The sequence below is a fragment of the Streptomyces pinistramenti genome, assembly GCF_020564935.1.
GTDB lineage: Bacteria > Actinomycetota > Actinomycetes > Streptomycetales > Streptomycetaceae > Streptomyces > Streptomyces pinistramenti.
Genome location: NZ_JAJCXB010000001.1, coordinates 312,098 through 334,794, shown reverse-complemented (window position 1 = coordinate 334,794; position 22,697 = coordinate 312,098). Strand labels below are relative to the sequence as shown.

At 72.0% G+C, this 22,697-nt stretch carries 1 protein-coding gene (cut by a window edge); it reads right to left on the bottom strand.

What is annotated here, in order from left to right; all coding sequences use genetic code 11:
* On the bottom strand, positions 1-22,697 hold the 5' portion of the coding sequence (locus LIU39_RS01435) for a WXG100-like domain-containing protein (RefSeq protein WP_227043682.1). The gene continues 22,549 nt to the left of window position 1, outside the view; only the first 22,697 of its 45,246 coding nucleotides appear in the window; the start codon lies at positions 22,695-22,697; the stop codon falls past the left edge of the window.

Genomic DNA, 22,697 nt, shown 5'->3' with positions numbered 1-22,697 from the left:
GCCTCCCCCGGCACCATGTCGCGCAACTGCGACAAGGTACGGCCGCCGGCGAGGGTGTCGCCTTCGAACCGGTCGACCCAGTGCAGGAGCCCCAACAGGTTCGCGGGGTGGATCCGTCCCAGTTCCAGGGTGTCTGCCGGCACATGTTCGAGGCTGGGGAACGCCGCCTCGATCGCGAGGTTGTAGAGCCACCCCCTGCTTCCCGTGTCCAGGGCTCCGACGAGTGCCGCGGCATCGCCCAGCAGGCTCTCGAAGGGATAGCTCCACAGGTGGAAGTGCTCCCTGAAGGCGCTGAGAGCCACATCCTCCGCGTCCTGGACAGCTCGCCAGAGGCCGTCGAGGACCCCGGCGCTCCCAGGGACGACCGGGTAGACGTGCTGAATGTCGGCGCCGTTCCGCCCGTATTCCGTGAGCAGATCGTCGAACCTTCCGAGTGCATCCTGGAAGGGGTGCTCGCGCAGCGCCCTCGCTCCGCTCGTCCGCCACCTGTTCTGTGGATGACGCGCACGGGAAGCTGCCCAGGTCAGCGCGGAGATCACCTGCGATGGCGCATACCACCGGCCGTACCATTCCTGGCCCTGCGGCGACGGCCCTGCCACGGCGGGGTCGGACAGGAAGCGGTAGAGCCAGGCGCGCTCGACGGGGGTGAGGGCATTGGCCACGGAGGCGACCTGCTCCAGGGTACGGCCTACCTCCTCGTTGTCGGGCAGCCCAAACGTCGTCAGGAAGTGTTCCCTGGCGTCCTCTTCGTACCGGGCCATCGCCTCCGGCGTCTCCGGCTCGGGCCGGAGGGACCAGTGGATCAGGGACTCGGACCAGGCCGGAGGGGCGACGTCATGCCCCGGCCCGTCGGTCTCCTGCTGTTCGCCGTCAGCGGGCTGCACGGACTCGTCCGGGGCGTTTTCGTCCGGTACGCGCTCGTGCGGCACGTGCTGCGGTGTCACGTCGTCCTGACTCGGCTCGGATTCGACGTGGGCCGCGGCATCGGATGCGGTGGTGGGGGGATCGTCGTGAAGGCCGGCCGGGGGCGGCGCCGGGGTGTCGGGCAACGCGGCGTGCAGCGTGGCGATTTGGGTCGCCACCCGGGCGGCGACCGAGGTGCGCAGCAGCGCCGACGCCCTGTTGAGCGGCTGGAAGACCGCGGTCAGGTCATGCCGCCCCCCGAGCGTGCGCAAGGTTTCCAGTGACATCGGGTGCTGCTTGAGCACCCGGTAGAGGTTCTTGGGGTCGGTCAGGCCCAGGCGGCCCGCCGCGGCCCGCATGTCGGTCAGGGACGGCACCTCGGGCATCCCCTGGACCACGTCCAGCAGGTTCCGCATCCGCTGGACGCCGCGGCCGAGGCCCGTGCGCAGGTCCTCCAGTCGCCCGATGTCGTCGGCGGTGAAGGTGCGCAGCCGGGATTCCGGTACGTCCCAGGTGCGGGACGCCCACCGGCGCACCGGCTCCGGGGCCGGTGTGGCAGGAGCCGGGTAGGGCGGGGGCTCTTCGCCCTCCTCGACGAGGGACAACCGGTCCGCTTCCGCGGACTCGTCATCGGCGGGCCCGGAGCCGGCCCCGTGCTGCTCCGGCTCTTCGGACAGCGGCAGCGGCTGGGTGTCGTCGTCCGGATCGTGCTCCTCGTAGGAGGGCAGGCGTGCGCCGTCCAGGTCGGCGCGGACCTCGGGGTCCAGGACCACGTCGGCACCCGGGTCGGCTTCCTGGGCCGGGTTCTCGTAGGCGGCGGCCCACGCTTCCACCCCCCGGGCGAGGTTGTGGCTGACCAGCCAGTCGCGGGTGTATTCCCACCGGCCGTGTGTGCCCCGTGCCGCCAGCTGCGCCCAGATGCCGTTCGGTGTCCGGAGCCGCACCATCCGGAAGAGGCTGTCGGCCAGTTCACCGACCGCGTGGGCGGTCGTGCGCAGCCGCGGGCGCCATCCGAGAGCGCTGAAGACGGTGTGGTAGAGGACGGCCCAGACCGGGTCGTCGCGCAGGGTGGCGAGCGACGGCGGTTGCGGGGGGCTCCAGGAGGTGTCGCCGTCCAGCGTGTGGTCCGAGGGTACGAACGCCCGCAGGAAGTCGTCCGCCGCGCGGTAGGTGGGGGTGCCGAGGCGCTGGGTTCCGGCTCCTGCGGCGTGGTGCGCGGACGCGGCGAACAGCGCAGGCAGCCGGTCGGTGAGGTAGGCGAAGGCGGCGCGGTCGGCGGGCCTCTGGAGCCGTAGCCGCTCGATGTACCGCTGCATGTTGGCCGCCCAGGCGACCGGCGGCGTCCAGTTGGCGCCCGACCGCACACGGTCGGCGTGCAGCATGTCCAGGTCGCCCTGGAAGAGCTGCCCGAGGTCCAGGATGTCGATGTCCAGCACGTCCGCGGCGGCCTGCGCGGTGGCGGCCGGCCCGCGGCCGCCGAACACGGTCTCCGCCAACTGCTGCTGGACGCCGGTACCCCCGGGGTTCGCCGTCAGGTCCCGCGCCCACTGCGCCACCTGCCGCCCGGCCTCGTCCGCCGGGGCCTCCCGCAGCTCCGCGAGCGACGAGCCCCGGGCTTCCAGGTGGCGGCGGAACGCGTCCAGGTCGGCCAGGCGCAGATCCCCTGCGCCCGCGAACCACGCGAGGTCTCGTGGCTCGAAACCGACCAGCGCCAGCCTGCTGCGCAGCGCGTGCGCGGGCACGGCGGGCCGCTCGTCGGGCCGCAGCTCGCCGACCCACGTCAACTCGCCCGCGAGCGGGACCAGATGCTCCGTCGGCACGTCGAGCCGGTCCGCCAGCCCGAGCACGTCCCGGGGCTGGATGCCGAGCGCCCCGGTCAGCTGGAGTACGACGCTCATTCCGGAGGCGTCGAGCCGCCACTCGCTCGCGGTCGTCAACAGGTCAAGGGGGTCCACCGACTCCGGCAGGTCGTCCCATTCATCGATCAGGTCCGCCACGGCCATCGGGACGCCAAGCTCTTCGACGCGGCTCCAGAAGACCTCCTGGACCGGGATGTCTCCGGCGGTGCCCCGGCCGTCCTCACCGTGCTCACCGTGCTCGCTGTACTCGGTGTGCTCGCTCAGCGGCGTCAGCCCGCCCGACCGGTCGCGGCCGGGGCCCGTGGTGTCCGGCTCGGAGTCCTCGTCGCTGAAGAACGTCATCTCGTGCGGGGCGGTGTCGGTGTCGGTGCCCTGCGGGGTGTTCGCCGGGGTGTCCTGCCCCTGGGGCACCGTGTCCTCGGAGGACGGCGGCGGGCTGTCGCTCTCGTAGCGGAGCGACCGTTCCCGCCAATCCGTGAGCCGCTGCGTCAGCGCGATGCCCCGGCGCCGGTTCAGCTCGCGCAGCCCGTCCGGGCCGCCGACGAACCGGATGAAGCCCTGCAGGGTCCGGGGGTCATCGCCGGCCCGCGCGGAGCCGTCCCAGTGCATGGACTCCGTACGGGCCAAGCTCAACAGCCAGCGCCTGACGGCCGGTTCGGACGCGCCGATGCGGGACAGCTCGCGCTCGGCGAAGCGTACGAAGTCCCGGTGCGGACGCTGCCACGGATGGCCGGAGCCTGAGCGCAGCGCACCCAGTTGGCCGGGGAAGAGGAAGGCGAGGTCCTGCGGATCGGCATGGAGGTCCCGCGCCGCCCGGTACAGGTCCTTGGGGACGGACATGCCGAGGCGGGTGGCGAGCGCCGTGATATCGGTCGGCATCCGCCCGATGAGCCGGGTCATGGTGACCAGGTTGTGCATCTCGCCCACGCCGAGTTCGACCCCGAGCCGATCGAGCCGCCGTGCGTCGAACCACGCCTGCCGCCGCAGGGTGGTGAGCATGTGGAGCCCGACGTCCCACCGGGCGGCGAGGTCGGCGATCTCCCAGTCGGTCAGCAGCCGGCGTTCCGATTCGCCCGGCGCCCCCGCGAGCGGGCCGGACACCGCCTCGTACGTGGGCGGTTCCTGGCGCAGCCCCTGGTCCCGGTAGCCCAGGAGCAGTTCGTCCAGCCTGCTGGGGTGCATGTCCCGCAGGTGCGCCACGGCCTGATCGGCTCGGCGCAGCCGCTCCACTCCGGAGACGTAGTGCAGGAAGGAGCGCATCGTCCCGTGGTGGATCCTGCTGTCGCCGCTGTGGACGGTGGAGTCGCCGTCCGGCCAGGGCATCGACTCGCGGCCCGCCAGCTCGATCAGCCACGCGGCATCGGAGTTCCGCCCGCCCCTGAGGGTGGCGCCGTACCGGCCGAGCTGCCGCCGCACCATGTGCAGGAAGTGCTCGGCCGCCCGCAGCGGGGTCTGCGCGTTCACCGCGCCCAACGAACGCGGGAACACCTGGGCGAGGTGCCGGGGGTCGGCGCCCAGGTCCCGGGCGATGCGGTACAGGTCCTTGACGACGGGCATACCGAGGCCGCGGGCCAGTTCCGGGATGTCCGTCGGGATCCGCCCGATGGACTCGCTCAGATCGGCGAGGTGCGCCATCTGCCGCACGCCCAAGTCGGTGCGCAGTCGGCTCAGTTGCTCCGGGTTGAACCACTCGTAGCGGGCCAGTTCCCGGAAGCGGTCGCGGGCCAGGCCCGTCGTCCTGGCCCCGCGCGCGACTTCCTGCGCGGAGTAGGCGCGCGACTCCTGGTAGCCGGGCAGGGGGCCGGGCTCCGGCCCGACGCCGGTGCCCTCGGCCGGCGGCGCCGACTCGACGGCCTGGTGTGCGAGGGCCGCCTTGTAGGACGGCGGGTCGTCCTGGGGTGTGGCGGGGGCGGAGACCACCGACGCCTCGTCCCCGGAACGCTCAGCGGGCTCGTCCGACGAATCCGCGAAGACCTGCCCGTGCGGTTCCTGCGCTTCCGGTACTTCCGGTGTTTGCTGCGCTTCCTGGGTTCGCTGTGCGGGCGCGCCGAGTCCCTCTTCCAGATCGGATACGCGCTGGTCGATCCAGTTGATCAGCTTGGACATCGCCTTCACGACCTCCGACGGGTCCATGCCCAGGGCACTCAGGCCCTCCGGGAGAGTCCCGACCTGACGGGCGAGCGCCTCGATCCGGCTCCGTGCCCACACCGCCAGGCCACGGGTGCGCTGAACAAGCTCCCGGCCAGGCTCCGTCGCGCCCTGCCAGACCAGCGATGTCTCGTCGCCCCGCACGCTCTCGGCCAGGCTCACGTCGTCCAACTGTGCCCGCAGCTGCATCTCACGGGCCGTCCAGCCGGACACGAACTTCGTCCACGCGTGCGGGTCGCCGCCCTCGCCCACCGCGTCCAGCCGGTCGGACAGGGTCTGGAACGCCTGCCGGTGATCCGCGTACTCCGGGTGCTCGGCCTCCAGGCCCTCGGCTCCCCGCTCGGCCGTGGCCCGGTTGGCAGCGCCTTGGGACACCGTCTCGTCCAGGCGCGGACCCGCAGCGGGGCGGGAAGGGCCGGCGCCGGGAGCCCGCACCTGCGAGGACCCGGCAGCGGCGTCGCTCACGGGCTGCGGGGTGAACTTCAGCCACCTGCCGCGCTCACCACCGGCCTCATAGGCGATGTAGAACGTGTAGTCACCCTCCCCCACGGACACGCCGACCTGGCTGGTGGCCGCCCACACCGTCAATCCGGTCTCGTTCGCCACCTGTTGGGCGACGATCCGGCCGAACCTGTCGGCGGTACCCGCCTCACATACGCTCAGGATGATCTGACCCTGGTCCCCGAAGGTCTCCCGCAGGTGCCGCAGGCTCGGGCGGCGCATGAGTACCTCGCCCAACGACTCGCCCCGCAGCCAGAGCTTGGACTCCGTGCCCTCCTCCGTCACCGCGATCTGCACCCGGCCGGCTCCCCCGTGCAGCATCGCCAGGTATGTGGGCCGGTCGACGTCCCAGGACACCTTCTCCAGCCCGTCCTCCGGAACGTGGCCGGACCCCGCACGGTGGCCACGGGGCGCGTCGCTCGGCATCTCGTAATGGGCGAAGTACGGCTTCTTCAGATCAAGATTGTGCAGCGGTAGGTCGGCCTTCATGCGCTCGCTGGTCAGGAAGGAACGCCCGATCCGGTCACCGGTGCCGCTGGCAGTGATCGGCAGGTGGTTCAAGTCACCGATACGGACGTCGCGGGCCGGCGTCTTCCGCGTCTTCACCGTCTGGAGCCGCAGGTCCTCGTCAAGGAAGGGGTCCTGCGCGCCCTGACTCGTGGAAGGGTGCGCCGAAGACGGAGTGACCTCGTGACCGTCCTGATTCTCTTCGTGACCGGCCTGGTTCTCTTCGTGCGCCGGCTGGTTGTCGGGGCCGACGGGGCTGTTCTGGTTGCTGTCCGCGGGCGCGGTGACGGTCGCGCTGTGATCATCGCCGACAGGCTCCGGATGCGGCGTCTCCGGCGTCACGGAGGTCCGGCGAACGGTGATGTCGACGCGGCGCCGCAACTCGGACGTGCCGAGGCCGCGGGCCGTCTCGGACGGCTCCAGCTGGGTGATGGAGAAGTCACCTGCCGTCAGTTGTGAGCCCTCGACCTGGCCCAGCGGGGCGAGCTTCGCCGCCAGCCGCTGCTTCAGGGCGTGGGCGACGTTGGCGGCCCGCATCCGGCCGGTGCGGGCGGCCTGGTCGGCGGAGTTCACGAAAGGCCGCCTGGAGCCATTGCCGAAACCGGTGACCTCGACCTCGGGAAGTGGCGTACCGGTCCGGCGGCTCTCCAGGGCCTGCAGGATCAGAAACTCTGCCAAGTGGTCGATGGCGGCGCGCTGTTCGGGGCTGCCGATCTCCTTCGAGCCTTCGGCGAAGGACACGGTGTGCGTTTCCTGGTGGGCGATCAACCCCGTCGTGACAGCTTCCTGGGGCGCATGCACCGGAGTGGGGTCCGACGGCGCGGCGTAGACGTCGGAGTGGCCGGACTGCTCGTCGGGGAAGAAGGTGAGCTCTTCGGACGCATGGTTCGCCAGTTGTTCCTGGTGCTTCTCCTCCTCCCGGAGGTTGCGGGCCGACTCCCGGTGGTTGCGTGCCAGCCGCCCCAGCGGCGAATCGTCGGCCTGGAGGTCGTCGTCCGACACCGGCCTGCGCGAGAGCGCGGACAGCCGCTTCTCGGCCTCGTCGGCTTCGGAAGTGCGGACGGGCTCGTCATCCGGGCTCTGGACGGACTCCTCCCCCGGAGACGTCTCATCGGCTTCGGGCTTCCCCTTCTTCCCGGAGAGCAGCGCGAAGATCTCGTCGCCCTCCGAGAGCGGGGCGTCCTTCGGCGAGGCCGGTTCCTCCGGCTGCGTGACGTTCTCGACGACGGCCGGGGCGGGCGCGGTCCTCGTCGGCGCCGAGGGAGTGGTGACGTTCCGACTGTCGCCGCCTGTATCGCCGTTGTAGTGGTTGATGCCGTTGTAACGGAAGATGACGGGCGGTCCGCCCGGCGGACCCAGCGGCGCCGCCTGCATGTGGTCGTTCGGCCGGCTGACGTAGATGCTGACGCCGAACGCCTCGGCCAGCAGCGGCGTGAGCTGTTCGCCGTAGTGCTCATCGGCGTAGGTGCTCGGCCAGCCCTGAGCGGTGCGGAGCAGTCCCTCGAACTCCGTGGTGGTCCAGCCGGAGGCGTGCTCCCAGGCGTGCTGCCTGAACGGTGTGAGGGCTTCGGTGGACATCGCGGCAAGCTGTTCGTGCACGGTGCCGGTCAGGTCGACCTCGGGGAAGTCGCGCGCCGCAAGCGCTCGCAGGATCTGTTCGAGGTCCTGCTCGGACGAGGCCGAGCCGCGGAACGACTCCTCGGACTGCCTACGCAGCTGACGCTCGTAGACAGGGAGCCAGTCCCTCCTGAGCCGGTGCAGTTCCTCGGTGCTGCGGATGCGTTCGCCCAGTTCCCGGAGCAGTTCCTGCGGGCTCGCGGATGACGTGTGTGTGGTCCGGTGCACCCTGGCGCTCTGCCGGGACGCGAACCGCTCGGGCATGGTCGTGACGTCCTCGGTGAGGAAGTCCAGGACGTGCTGGTGGGCGAGGCGTACGGCCTGGGAGAAGACGGCGGCGGCCGCGGTCCGGTTGCCGCGGGCCAGCGCCCGCGCGGCGCGGCGCACCGCTGCCGGGTCGCTCAGCAGTGCATCCGCCTCGTGGTGATGCGTCAAGTCGAGCTGCTGTCGGACGTGTTGGGGCGCGTTCACGATGAGTGACGAGATCTGGCACCAGCCGTCCATGGGGACCGGCAGTTCGGTTCCCAAGGGCGGGGGCCCGGCGGGGTGCGGCGGGCCCACCGCGACGGACTGCTGCGGCGGGGTGCCGACCGGTGCCGTCACGGGCGGGGAGGAAGGCGAGGAGGGTGCGGGGTGGGGCTGCTGGTCCGTCGCGGGCGGCGCGTCCGTTGTCGGGGTGGGCGATCCGCCGCCACGCGGGACAAGGGCCTTGACCGTGTCCTCCTCCAGGACCACGGTCACCTGGGGGAGAGACAGGTCACGGACCCCGTCGGGCCCGGCCGGGTGGAAGATCTCGACGCCGGCGCCGGGGCGTACGACGTGGACCTCGACGCCGTACGCGCGGGCGTAGGACAGCGGCCCCAGGAAGAGGTCGGCGTTTTCGCGGTCCTCCATGGTGCCGTGGCGCAGCGGGGAGTTGGCCGGGCGTTCCATCTGGAGGGCGACGAGCTTGAGGCGCGCCGCGTGCGGCAGTCGGATGTTGGTGTGCAGCGTGCCGTCCTGGTCGAACTCAAGCTGGTGCTTGGGGTCGAGCGTGATGCCGGCCTCGTCGAGGTCCGCCTGGGTGAAGCGGTCCCGGCCGGGCTCCGGCTGGAGCCAGGTGTTGCCGGTGTCGTTGGCTACGTTGAGCCAGGAGTCGGGGTCCTCGCCGTCCTGGCGCAGGCGGTCGGCCATCGCCTGCCGGACGCGCTGCGCGATCTCGGCGGGTGTGCCGCGGTGCGGCGCCACGGGCAGCGCCACGCCCTTGTCGGCGAGCTTGGTCAGCGCGGCGTTCAGGGCGAGCGGCAGGCCCTCGCCCTGGGTGCTGTCCGGGTTCGCGGTGTCGTGCGGGTCCAGGACGTCGTAGACGGTGCCGTCGTCGTGCGTGTAGGTGGTGGGACTGTCGTCCTTGCCCCCGGTCTCGCCCGCCGTGAACTGCACGGGCTTGTCGAGGACGGCCAGTTCTTCGGCGGCCAGGCGCTCGTCATCGCCGCGGTCCTTGACCAGGGGCGGCTCGGGGAACGTCGAGGGCTTGAGGTTCTGCGCGAACTCTGCTGCGGATACCTGGAGTTGGGCGGCGCGGTGAAGTTCTTCGAGGGCCGCCAGCTGCTCGGCGGCCTCCTGCCCGGCCTTGGTCCGGGCTTCGGAGCCCTCGGGCTGCCCCTCGAATGCCTGCCGTGCCGCGTTGAACCTGGCCTGCTGCTCCGCGATCCGGCCGGCCAGGTCGTCGGTGGTCTCCACCGGAACGCCCTTGCGGAGCCGTTCGGCCGCCTCGGCCAGCAGCTCGGCGTCCGTGTCTCCCCGGCCGGTGGCCGCGTCGGCTGCGGCCAGCTTCGCGGCGATGGCGTCGTGGATGCGCTGCGCGGCCTCCTGGACGCGGGCGCGGGCCTGCCGGAGGTAGGCGATCTCGGCGCGGCGCAGCACATCGAGGTCCTGGTCGGCCTTCTCGCGCAGCTCTTCGCCCAGCGCCCAGACCATGATCTTCTCGCGCAGTTCGGCGTGGGCTGGCGGGACGGCGCCGCCCGTCCAGATGCCGCCGTAGGACTCGGCCTGCGACACCAGCTCGCGTACCGACGGGTCCTCGTACGGGGCGGGGAGAGGAGCCGGGCTCTGCGCGTCGTCATCGGTGGCCGGGGTCGCCAGCGGCCTGCGGGTGGTGTCTTCCTCCTTGTCCCAGGTGTACGGCTCGGGCTTGCCCTGGGCTTCGGGGCGGCCCGCGTTGTCCAGGTGCCAGTCCCGCTGTTCGTCCGCGCTGCGGAGGGCCTTGTCCACTTCCTTCTTGAGGCGCTCGATCTCGGCGCGCAGGCCGGACCACTCGATCGTGTACTCGACCAGGCGGCTTCCGGCGGACCGGAAACTCTTGTCCAGCTCTTCGGCCGAGCGCGCCGCGGTGGGCGCGTTCTCGTGGGACGCGCTCCCGGTGGACGTCTGCTGCTGCGTCCGGCGCGCCTGGCCGGCCTCGCGGATGACCTCGTACAGCTCTTCGTAACACCGCTCGACGCGCTTTTCGGCGCCCAGGTACAGCTCTTGTGTGTCCTTGACCTTCTCCCGCAGGTCCTTGACCTGGTCGTACGCCTTCCCCACGGACTCGGGGAAGTTGTCGTCGTCGAGCAGGCCCGCCTCGCGCAGGACCCGCTCGGGCACCAGCGCCACCACCTTGTCCGAGGAGAAGGCGGCGCTGGCCGAGCCCTTGGTGGACTCGACGACGTGGCTGAGCAGTTCGGCGGTGGCGGCGTCAGTGGCTGGTGTGCCGCTGCGCCTGAGGGTTGCCTTGGCGGTGTCGAGTGCCTTGCCGATGGTGTCGGACGCCGACTTCAGGCCGTGCTTGGTGACGGTGGCGCCGACGAGGAAGTCCAGCGGCACCTCGACCAGGAGGCGGCGCTCCGCCTTGGGCGACACCGCCGAGTTGACCGAATTGCTGACGGCGCTCTGAGTGGTGGCGACGTCGCCGCCCTGGGTGACCGGCGCCGTGCCGCGGCTGGTCATGTTGCCGGTGGTGGGCTGCACGGTGTGGGTGGGGTAGGCGCCACCGGTGAGGCTGGAGCTGGCGGTGAGTCCCTCGGCGTGCTGGGTGGTGTCGGTGATCCGCTCGTCGCTGGTGAGGGTGACCTCGTCGAAGACGGCGAGGATCTTGGGCCGGGCGGTCTTCGCCCGCGCGTGGACGGTGATGTTGCCGCGGGCGGCCCCGAACGCCGAGCCGTCCTCCAGCGTGGGCTGCTGCCAGCCGTGCGTGCCGAACGCCTGCGGCAGCATCGCGCGCAGTACCTGCGAGCTGTTCTGCTGGGCGAGTTGGCGGGCCGCTGTGGTGCGGGGCCGGGTCAGGCTGCCGCCGCCGACGGCGGTGCGCTCGGTGGAGACGGACGACTCGGCGTCCTTCCCCTTGGGGGACCGGGACAGGGTGGTGGCCCGGCCTGCGGCGGCGTCCAGTGCCGCGGTGGCGTTCGCCAGCAGGTGGTTCGCGCCCCGGGCGTCGAGGAACACCACGTCCTGGTGGGCCAGTACACCCGTCAGCGCGCTGTTCCTGGCCTGCCAGGTGCCCGGGGATACGGGTTCGATGATCTGCGGGGCGGGAGCGGGGACGGGATCGGATACGGGGTCGGGCCCGGTCACGGGCGGCCCGGACGTCGTCACCTCGTGGGATGTCGTCGCCTCGGTCGTGGACGTCGGCCCCTTGGTGGCGGACACATCCGACGTGGTGGCGGCGGCCTCCTCACGGACCGGCGTCAGCAGCAGCTCCGGATGCATCTGGATCAGCGAGCCGGCGTTCTCGCGCGCCCGGGTGACGTGGCCGTCCTCGTCGGTGTGGGTCAGCTCGATCTGGTAGTCGGCGCTGAAGTCGACGAACCCGCCGCCGATCGACAGCGTGCGGGTGGTGCTGACCGCTTCGGTGACGGTGAGGGTACGGGTGGTGGTGGCGGTACCGGTCGCGGTCAGCGGCACGCCGACGCCCACGACATTGCCCGGCGGCTTGCCCTCCGTGGTGTTCGGCTGGGTGAGCGCGGTCTGTGTGCTGGTCACACCGAGGCTGTGGGTCTCGGCCACGGCGACCGCACGGGACCGCGTGAAGGAGACCGAACGGTCCTCGTCGACCGAGACGTTGTGCTGGGTGTGCCGCTGGGTGAGGGGGCCGGGCACCAGTCGCAGCCACACGCCGGAGCTGAGCGGGACGCCCTCGCGCAGGAGTTGGTAGTGCAGGCCGCCGTTGAGGGAGTCCGGTGTCAGCAGCGTGTCGAGTTCGACGCGCAGCGCTCCCGCAGGGCCCATGCTGCTGTCGGACAGCACCTTGCCCGCTTGGGAGCCCAGTTGCCCGGCGAAGGCCCGCAGTGCGGGTCCGGCGTCGAGCGCGCCCCGTACGGAGACGAACGAGGGCAGTTCCTTCGGCGGCAACCACCGGGTGTTCTGGGGCAGTTCGTCCAGGCCGTTGGTCACCCAGCCCAGTCTGCGGGCGTCGTCCAGGGAGTAGACCGTCGTCTTGTCACCGGGCACCGTGGCGCCGCCGAACCCGGTGCGTTCCGGGGCGAACCAGCGCAGCGACTTCACCCCGCCGGTCACGGTCCAGGTGGTCTCGTCGAAGTCCACCCTCGCCATCCGGCCGGACCGGGTTTCGGTGAAGGTCGTGCCGATGGAGAGCGAGTGGGATGTGGTGTGCGTGGTGCCGCGGTTGAACAGGGTCCACACGACGCCCCAGCCCTGGGACTCCTGGACCTTGCCCGGCACTCCGGCGTTGAAGGCGGTGCCGAACGTCAGCTGCGCCTGTGCGTTGACGGTGCGGGTCAGCGAGGTCCCGGTGCCGACGCTGAGGGCGCTGGAGACGGCGTGCTTGGCTTCGAGGTTGCTGTCGACGATGTCGCGGACCTTCGGGCCCCGGGGCCGTGCTTCGAGACGCAGCTGTGCCTCGAAGCGGAACGCACGGTCGCGGTAGTGCAGCAGGTCCAGGGTGCGCCCGCCGTGCACTGCGGCGTCGAACTGCGCCTCCAACTGCTCCGTGAGGGCCATCAGATCGGTGTGTGCCTGGGTGCCCCGGATGGCGAGCTTCTGCTTCAGGTGCTCCGAGAGCTGCCCGAGCACGTCCTTCGCCACGGCGGCGACGTAAGGCCCGTGCCCGATGCGGACGTGGGAGTGGAAGGCGTCGTCCCAGTCGTGGCGGACCCGCGGGCCCGCGGCAAGGGCCTCGGCCTCCTGCGGCGTCAGCTTCGTGACGCCTTGCTGCGGTGTCCACAGCGCGGTGCTGCCGGTGTCCTTCGCCTCGTTCCGGAGTGCCTCGGGAGGCGTGGGGTTGCGGCGCGGCAGCCGGAGGTTCGCGGGCATCAGCGCGGTGGGGTGGAAGATGTGGACCTTGACCTTGGCCATCAGGTTGCCGTCCGGGTTCCCGCTCAGTTCGATCTTGCTGGGGTCGATGTTGAACATCTCCCCGGCGGCGAGCCTCAGCAGGTAGCGCGGCTCGGCGTGGTGCTTTCCCTCCAGCGACAACACGCCTTCGGCCACGTAGGCGTGGACGCCCCTGCCCGGCGCCAGGGCGTATTCGGTGCCGGTCTCCACGCCGGCCTCGGACTTGCGGGCATAGTTCTCGCCGTACGTGACGGTGGCGCCGCCCAGCGCGAGGTTGGAGGTGGCGACGGGCTTGAACCCCACGTCGACGCCGGCTCCCGCCTGCCAGTTGAGCTGCGCCTCGGTGCCGGTGGAGACGGTGCGGGCGCCGGACAGGCTGCCCGCGGTGGTGGCGTCGGGCCACAGGCCCGCGTAGGTGAGGCCGGAGAGTTCCATGGACATGGTCAGGGCGGCGGTGTGACGGCGCAGCCATCCGGAGCGCCGGAGCACCACCGTCGAGCCCGATGCCTCGGCGGTCAGGTCACCGATGCTGTCGAACGTCCCGCGCAGGAGCTTGGGGCCCTGCGTCTCCAGCGCCGTCGCCCCGTGCAGTGCCCGGAACTTGTTCGTGTTCCGCCAGCCCCTGCGCTGCCCGGCCTTGGGGGTCGGGTACGCCGGGGGCTCCGCCGTGAAGCCGGCCTTCTTCTGCACCCGGTACAGGGCCTTCTTGGCGGCGTACGGCAGGTGGTGCTGCATGCTGCGCACGGTGGTCGCCCTGGTGGAGACCAGCTGCCGCACCTTGGATTTCTCGTGGTTCGCCAGTGCCTGCTCGGTCCGATTGAGGAGTTGGTGGGCCAGCGGGCGCGTCTCCTCCGGCGCCGACGGCTGGGCGGCCGGGTTCTGCGGCGTGTCGCCGGTGGAGCGGACGTGCGAGTCCGTGGTCTCCACGAGCGGCGCGCTGGGGGTGGCGGGCGTGACAGGTGTGACGGGCGTGTTCGGCGGGGTCGAGGTCCGGGAGGTGCCGTCGGCCTCCCGCAGGGACGCAGTGGTGGCGGGCGGCGAGGGCGTGTGGGTGGTCAGTGCCGGGGCGGTCCTCGACCTCTTCATCATCCGGTCGTGCCGCCCATTACGGGCCTGGGACGCCTTGCCGAGACCGGTCGCCTTGATCAGCGACGACACGGCACGACGCCGCAGATGGGGCCTGGGCTTGCGGGGCGGTGCCTGGGAGGCGACCACCGCGGCGCTGATGCGCGTGTAGTGCATCGAGTTCAGCAACAGCTGGGCGTCGCGCACCAGTTCCGCGGGCCGCGGCGGCTCGGTGAACTCCGGCACCTTCGGCCCGTTCGGGCTGTCCTGGCCGCGTGAGCCCGACAGTGCCGACGCGTCGCGCTGGTTGATCTGCCGGTTGTCGTCCCAGCCCGCCCAGGCCCGCGCGGAGTCCCTGGGAGTGCGCAGGAGCGCGGAGGCGGGGAAGCTCTGGACGAGGGTGTCCTGGTGCGCGATCAGTTCGTCGGGCGGCCCGAATCCGGAGGCTTTGTAGCCGGGCACGAACTCGACGTTGATCTTCAGGGCCTGCTTGTAGAGCCCCTGCGCCGACTTGTCCGACAGGCCGTACTGCACCTGCCCCTTGTCGGAGACCGTCAGCGTGTCGGTGCGGCCGGTGCCCACCTGGCCCGTGAAACCCGCCTGGGCGCGGACGACGGAGTTCTCCGCAGGTCCCGCGGTGACGGTCACCGAGAGGTTGCTGGCGACCGCCCGGCTGCGGTCGTTGCCGACCGCGGTGTTCTTCTGGACCTTGTTGTCGCTCTCACCGTGCAGGATCGTCCCGACCAGCTCCGCGGGCTTGCTGCGGTCGATCTCGACGCTGTAGCGGAACACGCCGATGACCTTGCCGCTCTCCCCGACGGCTTCCAGTGCCTGCACGTCGCCCCGGATGGTCGGGATCAGCTTCTCGTGCATGGCGTGGGTGGCGAAACCGCTGAGGATGGCCTGCATCGCCGGCATGTCCGGCTTCATCTGGCCGTGCTGGACGGCGACTTGCAGGGCCCAGTCCAGGAAGTCCTGCGAGATGACGAGGTGGTCGGGCGACACCAGGTCGGGGTAGGTGCCCTCCGGCATGACGAAGCTGTCCGGCAGCCCGGTGGGTGCCTTGGGCTTCTTCGCCGTCATGGCGTCCGGCACCCGCCACTCGAAGCCGCTGCCGACGGGGATCCGCACCGCCCCGGACGCGGTGCGCACCCGCCTGCCCTGGTCGTCCAGCGCATACGTCCTGGCCTCGTAGAGCACGTCGTTGACGTAGGTGTGCGAGTCGCCCTCCGAGCCGACGCCACGGGTGTCCGTCGAGGTGGAGGAGTGCACGGTGCTGTGCGACGCCTGGTTCAGGCCGCCGGTGACGGAGGCGCTGAACATGCCGGACGTACCGGTGCCGGGCGCGAACCCGGAGTTCACGCCGATCTGGTGGCTGGCGGACTGGGAGTACGACGTGGCGCTCTTCTCGCTGCTCCGCTGCCCGCCCTTGACCTTGACCTTCTCCGGGTCCGCATAGCGGCTGTACGCACCGTGGTTGAGGGCGCTGACGGCGAGCAGCCTGGTCTCGCCCACGGAGGTCGTGTAGCTCAGGAACGTGCCGTGGCCCAGCGAGGTGGGCTTGTTGCCCGACGCCTCGTCCGGGTGCGCCAGCAGCGCGTGCGGGCGGTGCTTCATCAGCTTGACGAGGGCGTTCCGCAGGCGCTCGCGGTCCTCTGGAGCGATGTCCGTCACGCTGTTGGCGAGCTGCCGCGCGACCGTCTCCGCCTCCCGCAGCGTGATCTTGGTGCCGCCGACCGCCGAGGCATGCCGCTCCAGGCTGCTCTCGTCCTCGAAGGTGTCCTTGGCGCCCTTCGTGTGGACGGCGGCGAAGTCGGTGGACGGGTGGCCGAAGAGGACCGGCCGGTCGGCGTCGAGGTGTTGCCGCTCAAGTGTCAGCTTGTCGTCGGCCACCGATGCGGGCAGCTTGCCTTTCTCGTCGCGGGTGGCGAACACCACGTCGCGCTGCAACTCGCGCAGCAGCTTCTTGTGGTGCTCGGTCCGCGCCGCCCGCCACTCCTCCTCGGATTCCACGGGCCGGCCCAACAGCTCCTGCGACAGGGCGTGTTCGGCGAACTCGCGCGGCGAGGAGACGTGGTCGAGCCAGATCTTCAGCTCGTCGGCGGTCAGCGCCCGCGGCCGGTCGGTCGTGACGGGCGTGACATCCGTGCCGGATCCGGCCTTCGCCGTGGCAGCGGTCCCGGCCGCCGGAAGGCTCGGGTACCACGTGCCGCCCAGCGGCTCCGGCGCGGGCCGGCCCTGCTCCTCGTACAGCCGGGCGCGTTCGCCCTCAAGGCGCTGGATCATGCGCTGGATACGCCGCCAGGGGTCGAGCGAGGCGCCCTGGAAGTCATCGCCGACGTGCCGGATCGTGGCCTCGGTGTCCCAGGCCCCGCCCACGCTCTCGTGGCTGCCGTCCTCCTTGACGAGGGTCACCTGGAGATGCAGCTTCTCGGCCGCCGCCTTGGCCGCGGCCTTCGTCAGCGCCTCGTCCCATGCCGCGTCCGAGCGCAGCAGGTGGCGGATCCACGCCCGGCGCCGCGGGGCGTCGAGTGCGTCGGGAAGACGGCCCGCGGCGTCGAAGCTGCTGCGGGCCTTCGCGTCCAGGACGATGCCGGCCGCGGCCAGTTCCTCGTCGCCGACCGCCCGCTGGGGCAGCTTGACCTCGTCGAGCGTGGCGGTGGTCGCCTCTTCGGCGATCAGCTCGGCCAGCGAGCGCACCCGCCGGACGCCTTCCGGCGAGCCGTACTGCTGGGGCAGCACCCCCGTCAGCGCTTCGCTCAGCGCCTTGGCGAAACCGCTGCTGCCGGACGCGGGAGCACCGAGCCGGTACGTCTCGCCGCTGGGGCCCCTCAGCTTCCGGCCCTCGGGCACGAGCTGGAAGCCGGGCTTGCCCAGCCTCCGGAGGGCGTGCTGCACGGCGAGCGGGTCGGGCATCAGGTGCGGGAACCTGCCCGCGTCCTCGCCGCCTTCCTGCTCGCCCAGCCTGCGCAGTCCGGTGGAGGGGTGGACGACGTGCGCGTCGGGGCCCAGGTCGATCGAGGTGAAGACCATGCCGTCGGTCGGCACCGGGATCCGCCGGCCGTCGGCCGCGTACCGCCAGACGGTCTGCCCCTCGTGGTCACCCACGCGCAGCAGCTTCCCGCCGACGGGGTCCAGCCAGATGACCTCGTCCCCGTGGCGGACCGCGTGCAGCCGTACGACGGTGTCCTCGCCCTTGGTTCCGACGACGAAGGAGGCCGCTCCGTCGCTTCCCGGGCCCAACGACTTCAGCGTCGTCCCGATCCCCTGGACGGCTTCCTTCGCCCCCGCCCACGTCTTTCCGTAGGCGAGCTGGGTGCGGAGGGTCTCCCAGTCGGCGGAGTGCGGTGCCGGCCCCGTCGTACCCTGACCGGGCGCCGTCAACTGCCCGGCGGATTCCTGCTCTTCGTGCGAGCCGCCCTGCTCCTGCTCGGCTCCCGGTTTCCCGCGCAGGGCCAACAGCCGCTGCTCCAGTTCCCGGTGCGCGGCCGCCGCCTCCTCGGCCCCGGCGTCCGGCTCGCGGGAGGTGTCCGACGCGTCGTCGGAGCGCTCGGAGTATGCGCTCCGCGACTCTTCCCGGCCCGTGCGGTCCGGCGCGGAGCGCTGCGGGCTCATCGTCGCCGGGCCCGACGGCGTCCCCTGCTCTTCGTCATCGGACGTGTACGTGAGCGCTCGCTCCTCGGGGGTCAGCAGCTGCTCGCCCGGATGCCTCTCCTGCACCTGCCGGATGAACTCCGGGTCGTACGGGTCCACCATCTGGCCGGCCGGATCGTCCCGGCGCAGGGCCCGCAGCCGCCGCTCCAGTTCGCCGGCCTCGGCATCCTCGTGCGGGGTGGCGAGGCCGTCCTGCGAGCGGGTATCGGGCTTCGGGGGCGCCGTGACGGATGCGGGGGGCGTGTCGTCGGGTGCAGGGGCGACGCTGTCGTTGTCGCCGTGCGCGAAGGTGGCGGGGGCGCCGTCGTCCACGGGCTGGGCGGCGGTGTCCGGCCTGGTCACGAGCGCGCCCGCGCCGGCCTGCCCGGTGGTACCGCTCTCGAAGCGGCCGCGGTGTTCGCTCTCGTGCCGGAGCCAGTGTTCGGCGTCGAGGTCGTCGGGGCCCCACAGCTCCTGGAAGGTGGTGAACCATTCCTCGCGGGTGCGGGATCCGATGCGGGTCAGCTCGTCCCTGGCGATGTCGTGACCGGCCGCGGCACCGTGGAAGCCATCGGCCCAGGCGCCCAGCCCGTCCGTGGCGCTGATCTCGAACCGCAGCCGGTCCGGCAGCTCCGCGCTCAGGCTCTCCCTGCCGTCCCGCCAGCGGTCCGGCCCGTCGGCGGCGGGCGGGGTGCCGGTGTCCGCCGGCTCCCCCGCCACCGGCGCGTCGGTTCCGTGCGCCGCGCCCTCCGGCTTCCCGAAGACGGTGTCGAAGGGGAAGAGGGCGTCGAACTGGGCGGTCACCCGCCCCACGTGCTCGGTGACGAACCGGTCCTTGGCGTCACGGGCCAGGAACTCCGCTTCCCGCTCGGCGAGTTCGGTCGCTTCCTGGCGGGCCCGGTCCTCGGCCACGGTCCGCGCCACCGCGAGCGCGACCCGCCGCCGCACCGCCTCCGGCTTCGTGTACTCCGCCAGGAGGCGTTCGGCGCCGGACGGGTCACGGTCCTGGTCCCTGGCCCACGCGTCCAGCTTCTCGTGCAGTTCCCCGCCGAGCTTGAAGGCCGCGGTGCGCTGCGCGGCGTGGCCGGCCGTCTGCCCGTCCAGCGAGAACGCGTTCTTGAAGTCCTCGCCCAGGTCTTCCAGCGCCCGCTGCCACGTCCCGGACGCCGCCTCCTTGACCGCATCGACGGCTTCCTTCGCGGCCGTCTCCTTGGCCACCTGGAGCTCCAGCAGGCCGGGCAGTTCCTCCTGGCGGGCCCGCCGCCGCTCCTGCCAGGCACGCTCCACCACCCCGCCGCCGGGGGGCCGCTGCCCGGCACCGGGAGGCCCGTACAGCTCCAGCCGGTCCTGGTCGTACGTCTCCATCCACTGGCGACGCAGCCGTTCCCGGCCGCCTTCGGACAGCGCCGATTCCGGCTTCTCCCGGGGGACGAGGACGTCCTTGGGCCGTTCCTCGTCCGTCGTCTCGGTGCGGCGGACGGCGGCGCTGTCCGCCGCGTCCTCGAACAGCTTCTGGGCCTGGTGCCGGTGGGTGACGTCCTCGACGGCGCCGCCGAAGGCCCGGTACAGGTCAGGGAGGGCCGAGTTGAGGGCCCTGAGCACGCCGCCGGCCTGCCGCCCGAGCTGTTCGCCGACCACGGCGGAGGTGAAGGCGCCCTCGCTCATCGTCTCCAGGGCGGCGATCAGCCGCTGCGGGTCGGTGCGCAGCGGTCCGGCGCCGAGCATCTCTTCCATGACGGCGCGGGCTCGGTGCTCGAAGGCGTACCGGGCCTCGGCCAGCGCCCGTTCGCCCCGGGTGTGCTGGGGCTGCTCCCGGCCCTCCTCGCCGTCGGCGCGCTGCGGCTCGGCCGTGGGCTCCACCTCGTCCAGCCCGGCCCGCACCTCGGGAGCGAGGCCGCCACGCCAGTTGTCGAAGGCCGCCTCGGCCCACCGGCCGACGTGTTCCAGGCCGTGCTCGATCACCCACTGGCGGTCCAGGTGGGCTCGCAGCGCTTCCGGAGTGGCGAGCGGGTCGTGTCCGTCGGCCGCGAGCTGGTTCCTGCTCCGCGCCAACTCCTGGTCGTACAGGCGCTGGAGGACCCGGGAGTGCAGCTCGTCGTCACCGGTCGGCCGCGCCTGCGGACGCCCGCGGCCGACCGTCAGCTGCCCGCCGGCGCCCTGGGTTCCCGTGTCGCTTCCGTCGCCGCCCGTGGACCGTTCGCCCCCCAGCCGGTCCCCGGCCCACCGGTCGAAGACCTCGTCGAAGAACTTCTCCCGGGCCGCGTCCCGCTGCGCCTGGGACAGTTCGGCGTCCCGCCAACCCGCCATCCTGGCCTGCTCGTCGCGCCACCGGTCGGCGCGGACCCGGCGGTCCTCGGCCTGCGACCAGTGGGGCGCGGCGGAGGCGTGCTGCTGCGCGCCCTGCGGCATGGCGAACGCGCCCGTCAGATCCACGTGCAGCGCCGCCAGGAACTCCGCGCTCTGCGCACGGACCGCCGCCTCGTCGAACGTGGGCTCGGACTCGGGCTGCGGCAGCGGCCGTCGGGCGGCCAGCACCTGTTCCTCGATCCACTCCTGCCGCTCCCGCTCGGTCAGCGGCCGCAGCGGCGCTTCGCCCTCGTCCGGCGACGGATGGGCGGCGCCCGCTCCGTCGGTCCCCTGCGGCCCGAGGCTCTCGCCGTCCGCGGTGTGCCGGGCCTCGCGGACCCGGATCATCCGGTCGACCAGCTCGGACGGGGTCTTCGGCGGGGCGGTGTGCCCCTCGGGCGTCGGCGTGGACGCGTGCGGGGGCTCGGCGGAGGAGGACGTGTCGGTGGTGTGCAGGTCCCCGGCCGTGGGGGTGGTGGGGCGGGGCGGCTCGGTGGACGGGGACGGGTGGGCGGAATCCGATGCCGACGTGGTGGCTGCGCTCTCCGTCACGTGGGGTGCGGGCGGCGGGGTGGCCTCGTGCGAGGTGCCCGGTGCTGATCCGGTGCCGGTGGTGGGGGGCGCATCATGGCGCGTGGCGTCCGGGGCGGGCGACTTCTGGGTGCTGCTGGTGACGACCTGGCGCGGCCTGGCCGGCGGGAGGGGGCTTTCCTGCGCCGCCGTCCGGGAGCCCTGGGCCCGGTTCTGCGGCGTCTCGTGTGTGCTGCCGCCGGTGGGCGGCTGGTTGACGGGGCTGCCCAAGCGGCCGCCCGTGGGTGCCGGGGTGCCCGTGGCGGCGGAGGTCTGCGGCGGCGCTTCCTGGTGCACCGGGGTGCTGGAGCCGGTGGCGTACGGGGCGGGGCCGTCGCCGCTTGCCTGCTCGGTGCTCTGCTGCTGCCCGGCCGAACCCGGCTCGCCGGGGCCTCCGTCGGCGGTCTCCGTACTCCCTGCGGACGTATCCGTGCTCTCGGTGGAGGTGCGCTGCGGGGCAGGCGGCTGCACCGTGTCGTCGTGGGACGTCGCCGCGGTCGACGCGTGGCCGGATGCCGCCGCAGGGCCGTCGGAGTCGGTGACGGAGACGGTGTGCCGGGCCGCGCCGCCGGAAGCACCGTCATGCGGGGTGCTCGTCCCGGAAGCGCCGTCGTGCAGCGTGCCCGAGCCGTCGGATCCGCCGTCGTGGGCCGTACCGGAGAGCGAGGTCTGATCCGTGGTGCTCGTGGTGGCGATCGACGGCGGGGTGGCGGAGTGCTCGGTCAGCATCGACGCGGAGTCGTTCGCCGCCGACGGGCCGAACACCTGGTCCTTGAAGCTCTTCAGGCCGCTGCCCACGGCCGCCATCGACGGGTGGATCACGTGCTGGGTCACCGGCGGCATGGCGTATTCGCCGAGGCCGCGGCCGGCCGCGCCCATGACCATGCCGCCGGCGAACGCGCCGCCCGTCGTCTCGAACTTGCCCGTGTAGAGGTAGTTGACGGTGGCGTCCGACAGGGCGTTGTTGGCGCCGTCCGTCAGCGTGCCGGCGGCCGTTCCCGCCATGCGGTAGCGGAGGTTGCCTTCGAGGTTGTCGCGGAGCGCGGCGTGCATGGCGTCCGGGACGTCGTGCGCGAACAACTTCGTGCCGTCCGCGCCGAGTTGCTTCTCGTACGGCTTGAGTACGTTCTGCAGGGACTCCTTGACGGTGCTGCGCTCGGCGTCCGCCGCCCAGTCCTTGACGACGGCGCGGCCCCAGTCGCCGCCGAGCTGCTTGGCCTCGGACTCGGACAGCGCCTTGCCGCCCAGGTGCTTCTTGAACAGGTCGCCGGTCTTCTCGGCGAAGGCGTGCGCGATGGTGCCCTTGCCGCCCTCGATCCCCTTGCCGAAGCCCTTGGACAGCTGCGCCTGGGTGTTGCTGACGAGGCTGCCGAAGTCCTTTCCGAACGCCTGCTGTTCGGCGTGCGAGAGCGAGGACAGCGGCCCCGTCGCCCCCTTCTCCAGGCCGGTGGCCGCGCCCTTGACGCCGGCGCCGGCCGCGTCCTTCCCGAGCCCCTTGGCGCTGTTGCCCGCGAAGAGGTTCGCGAATTCCTTGCCGAGTGCGCCCTTCACGCCGGTGCCGATGGCGTTGCCGAGCCACTTGCCGATGCCGACGCCGATCAGGTCGAACGGGGCGGCAATCGCGCCGCCGATGGCGCCTGCCACCACGGCCTGGGACAGCAGCTTCGTGTCGATGCCGTCGCGGTGCCCCTGCCCGATCTGGATTCCCTGGATGGCGGCGTCCACCGCGAAGCCCACGCCCGCGCCGATGACGGCCTGCATCGCGATGGATTTCAGCAGCGACGCGATCAGGCTCATGATGAATTCGCGGATCAACGCGAATTCGAAACTCATGCCGAGCATCACGCCTGGACCGAAGAAGAAACTGAAGAAGGCCATGGCCGCCTGCATCGCGATCATGGCGACGGCCTGGCCGATGATCGACCACTTCGTGTGCTCCACGTCGGTGGCCGTGTTCCCGGCGTTCTCGGCAAGGTGTTCACACTGCTTCGCCGCGCCGTCCAGAATCGGCTGGTCCCCGGAACACAGGTAGTTCACCAGCTCCACGAAGGCGCCGGCGGTCTGCCCGCTGAAGTTCTCGTTGATCCCCTTGGCGACGTCGAGGAAGTAGTCCTCGGCCTGCCGGAAATCGCCCGCGGTCTTCCGGTAGGCGGCCTCCGCCTCGCGGAGTATGTCCTCGTTGGCCTGCGGCCATTTCATGCCCAGGGCGTTGAGAACGTTGATGACATCCTGGGAGGGCAT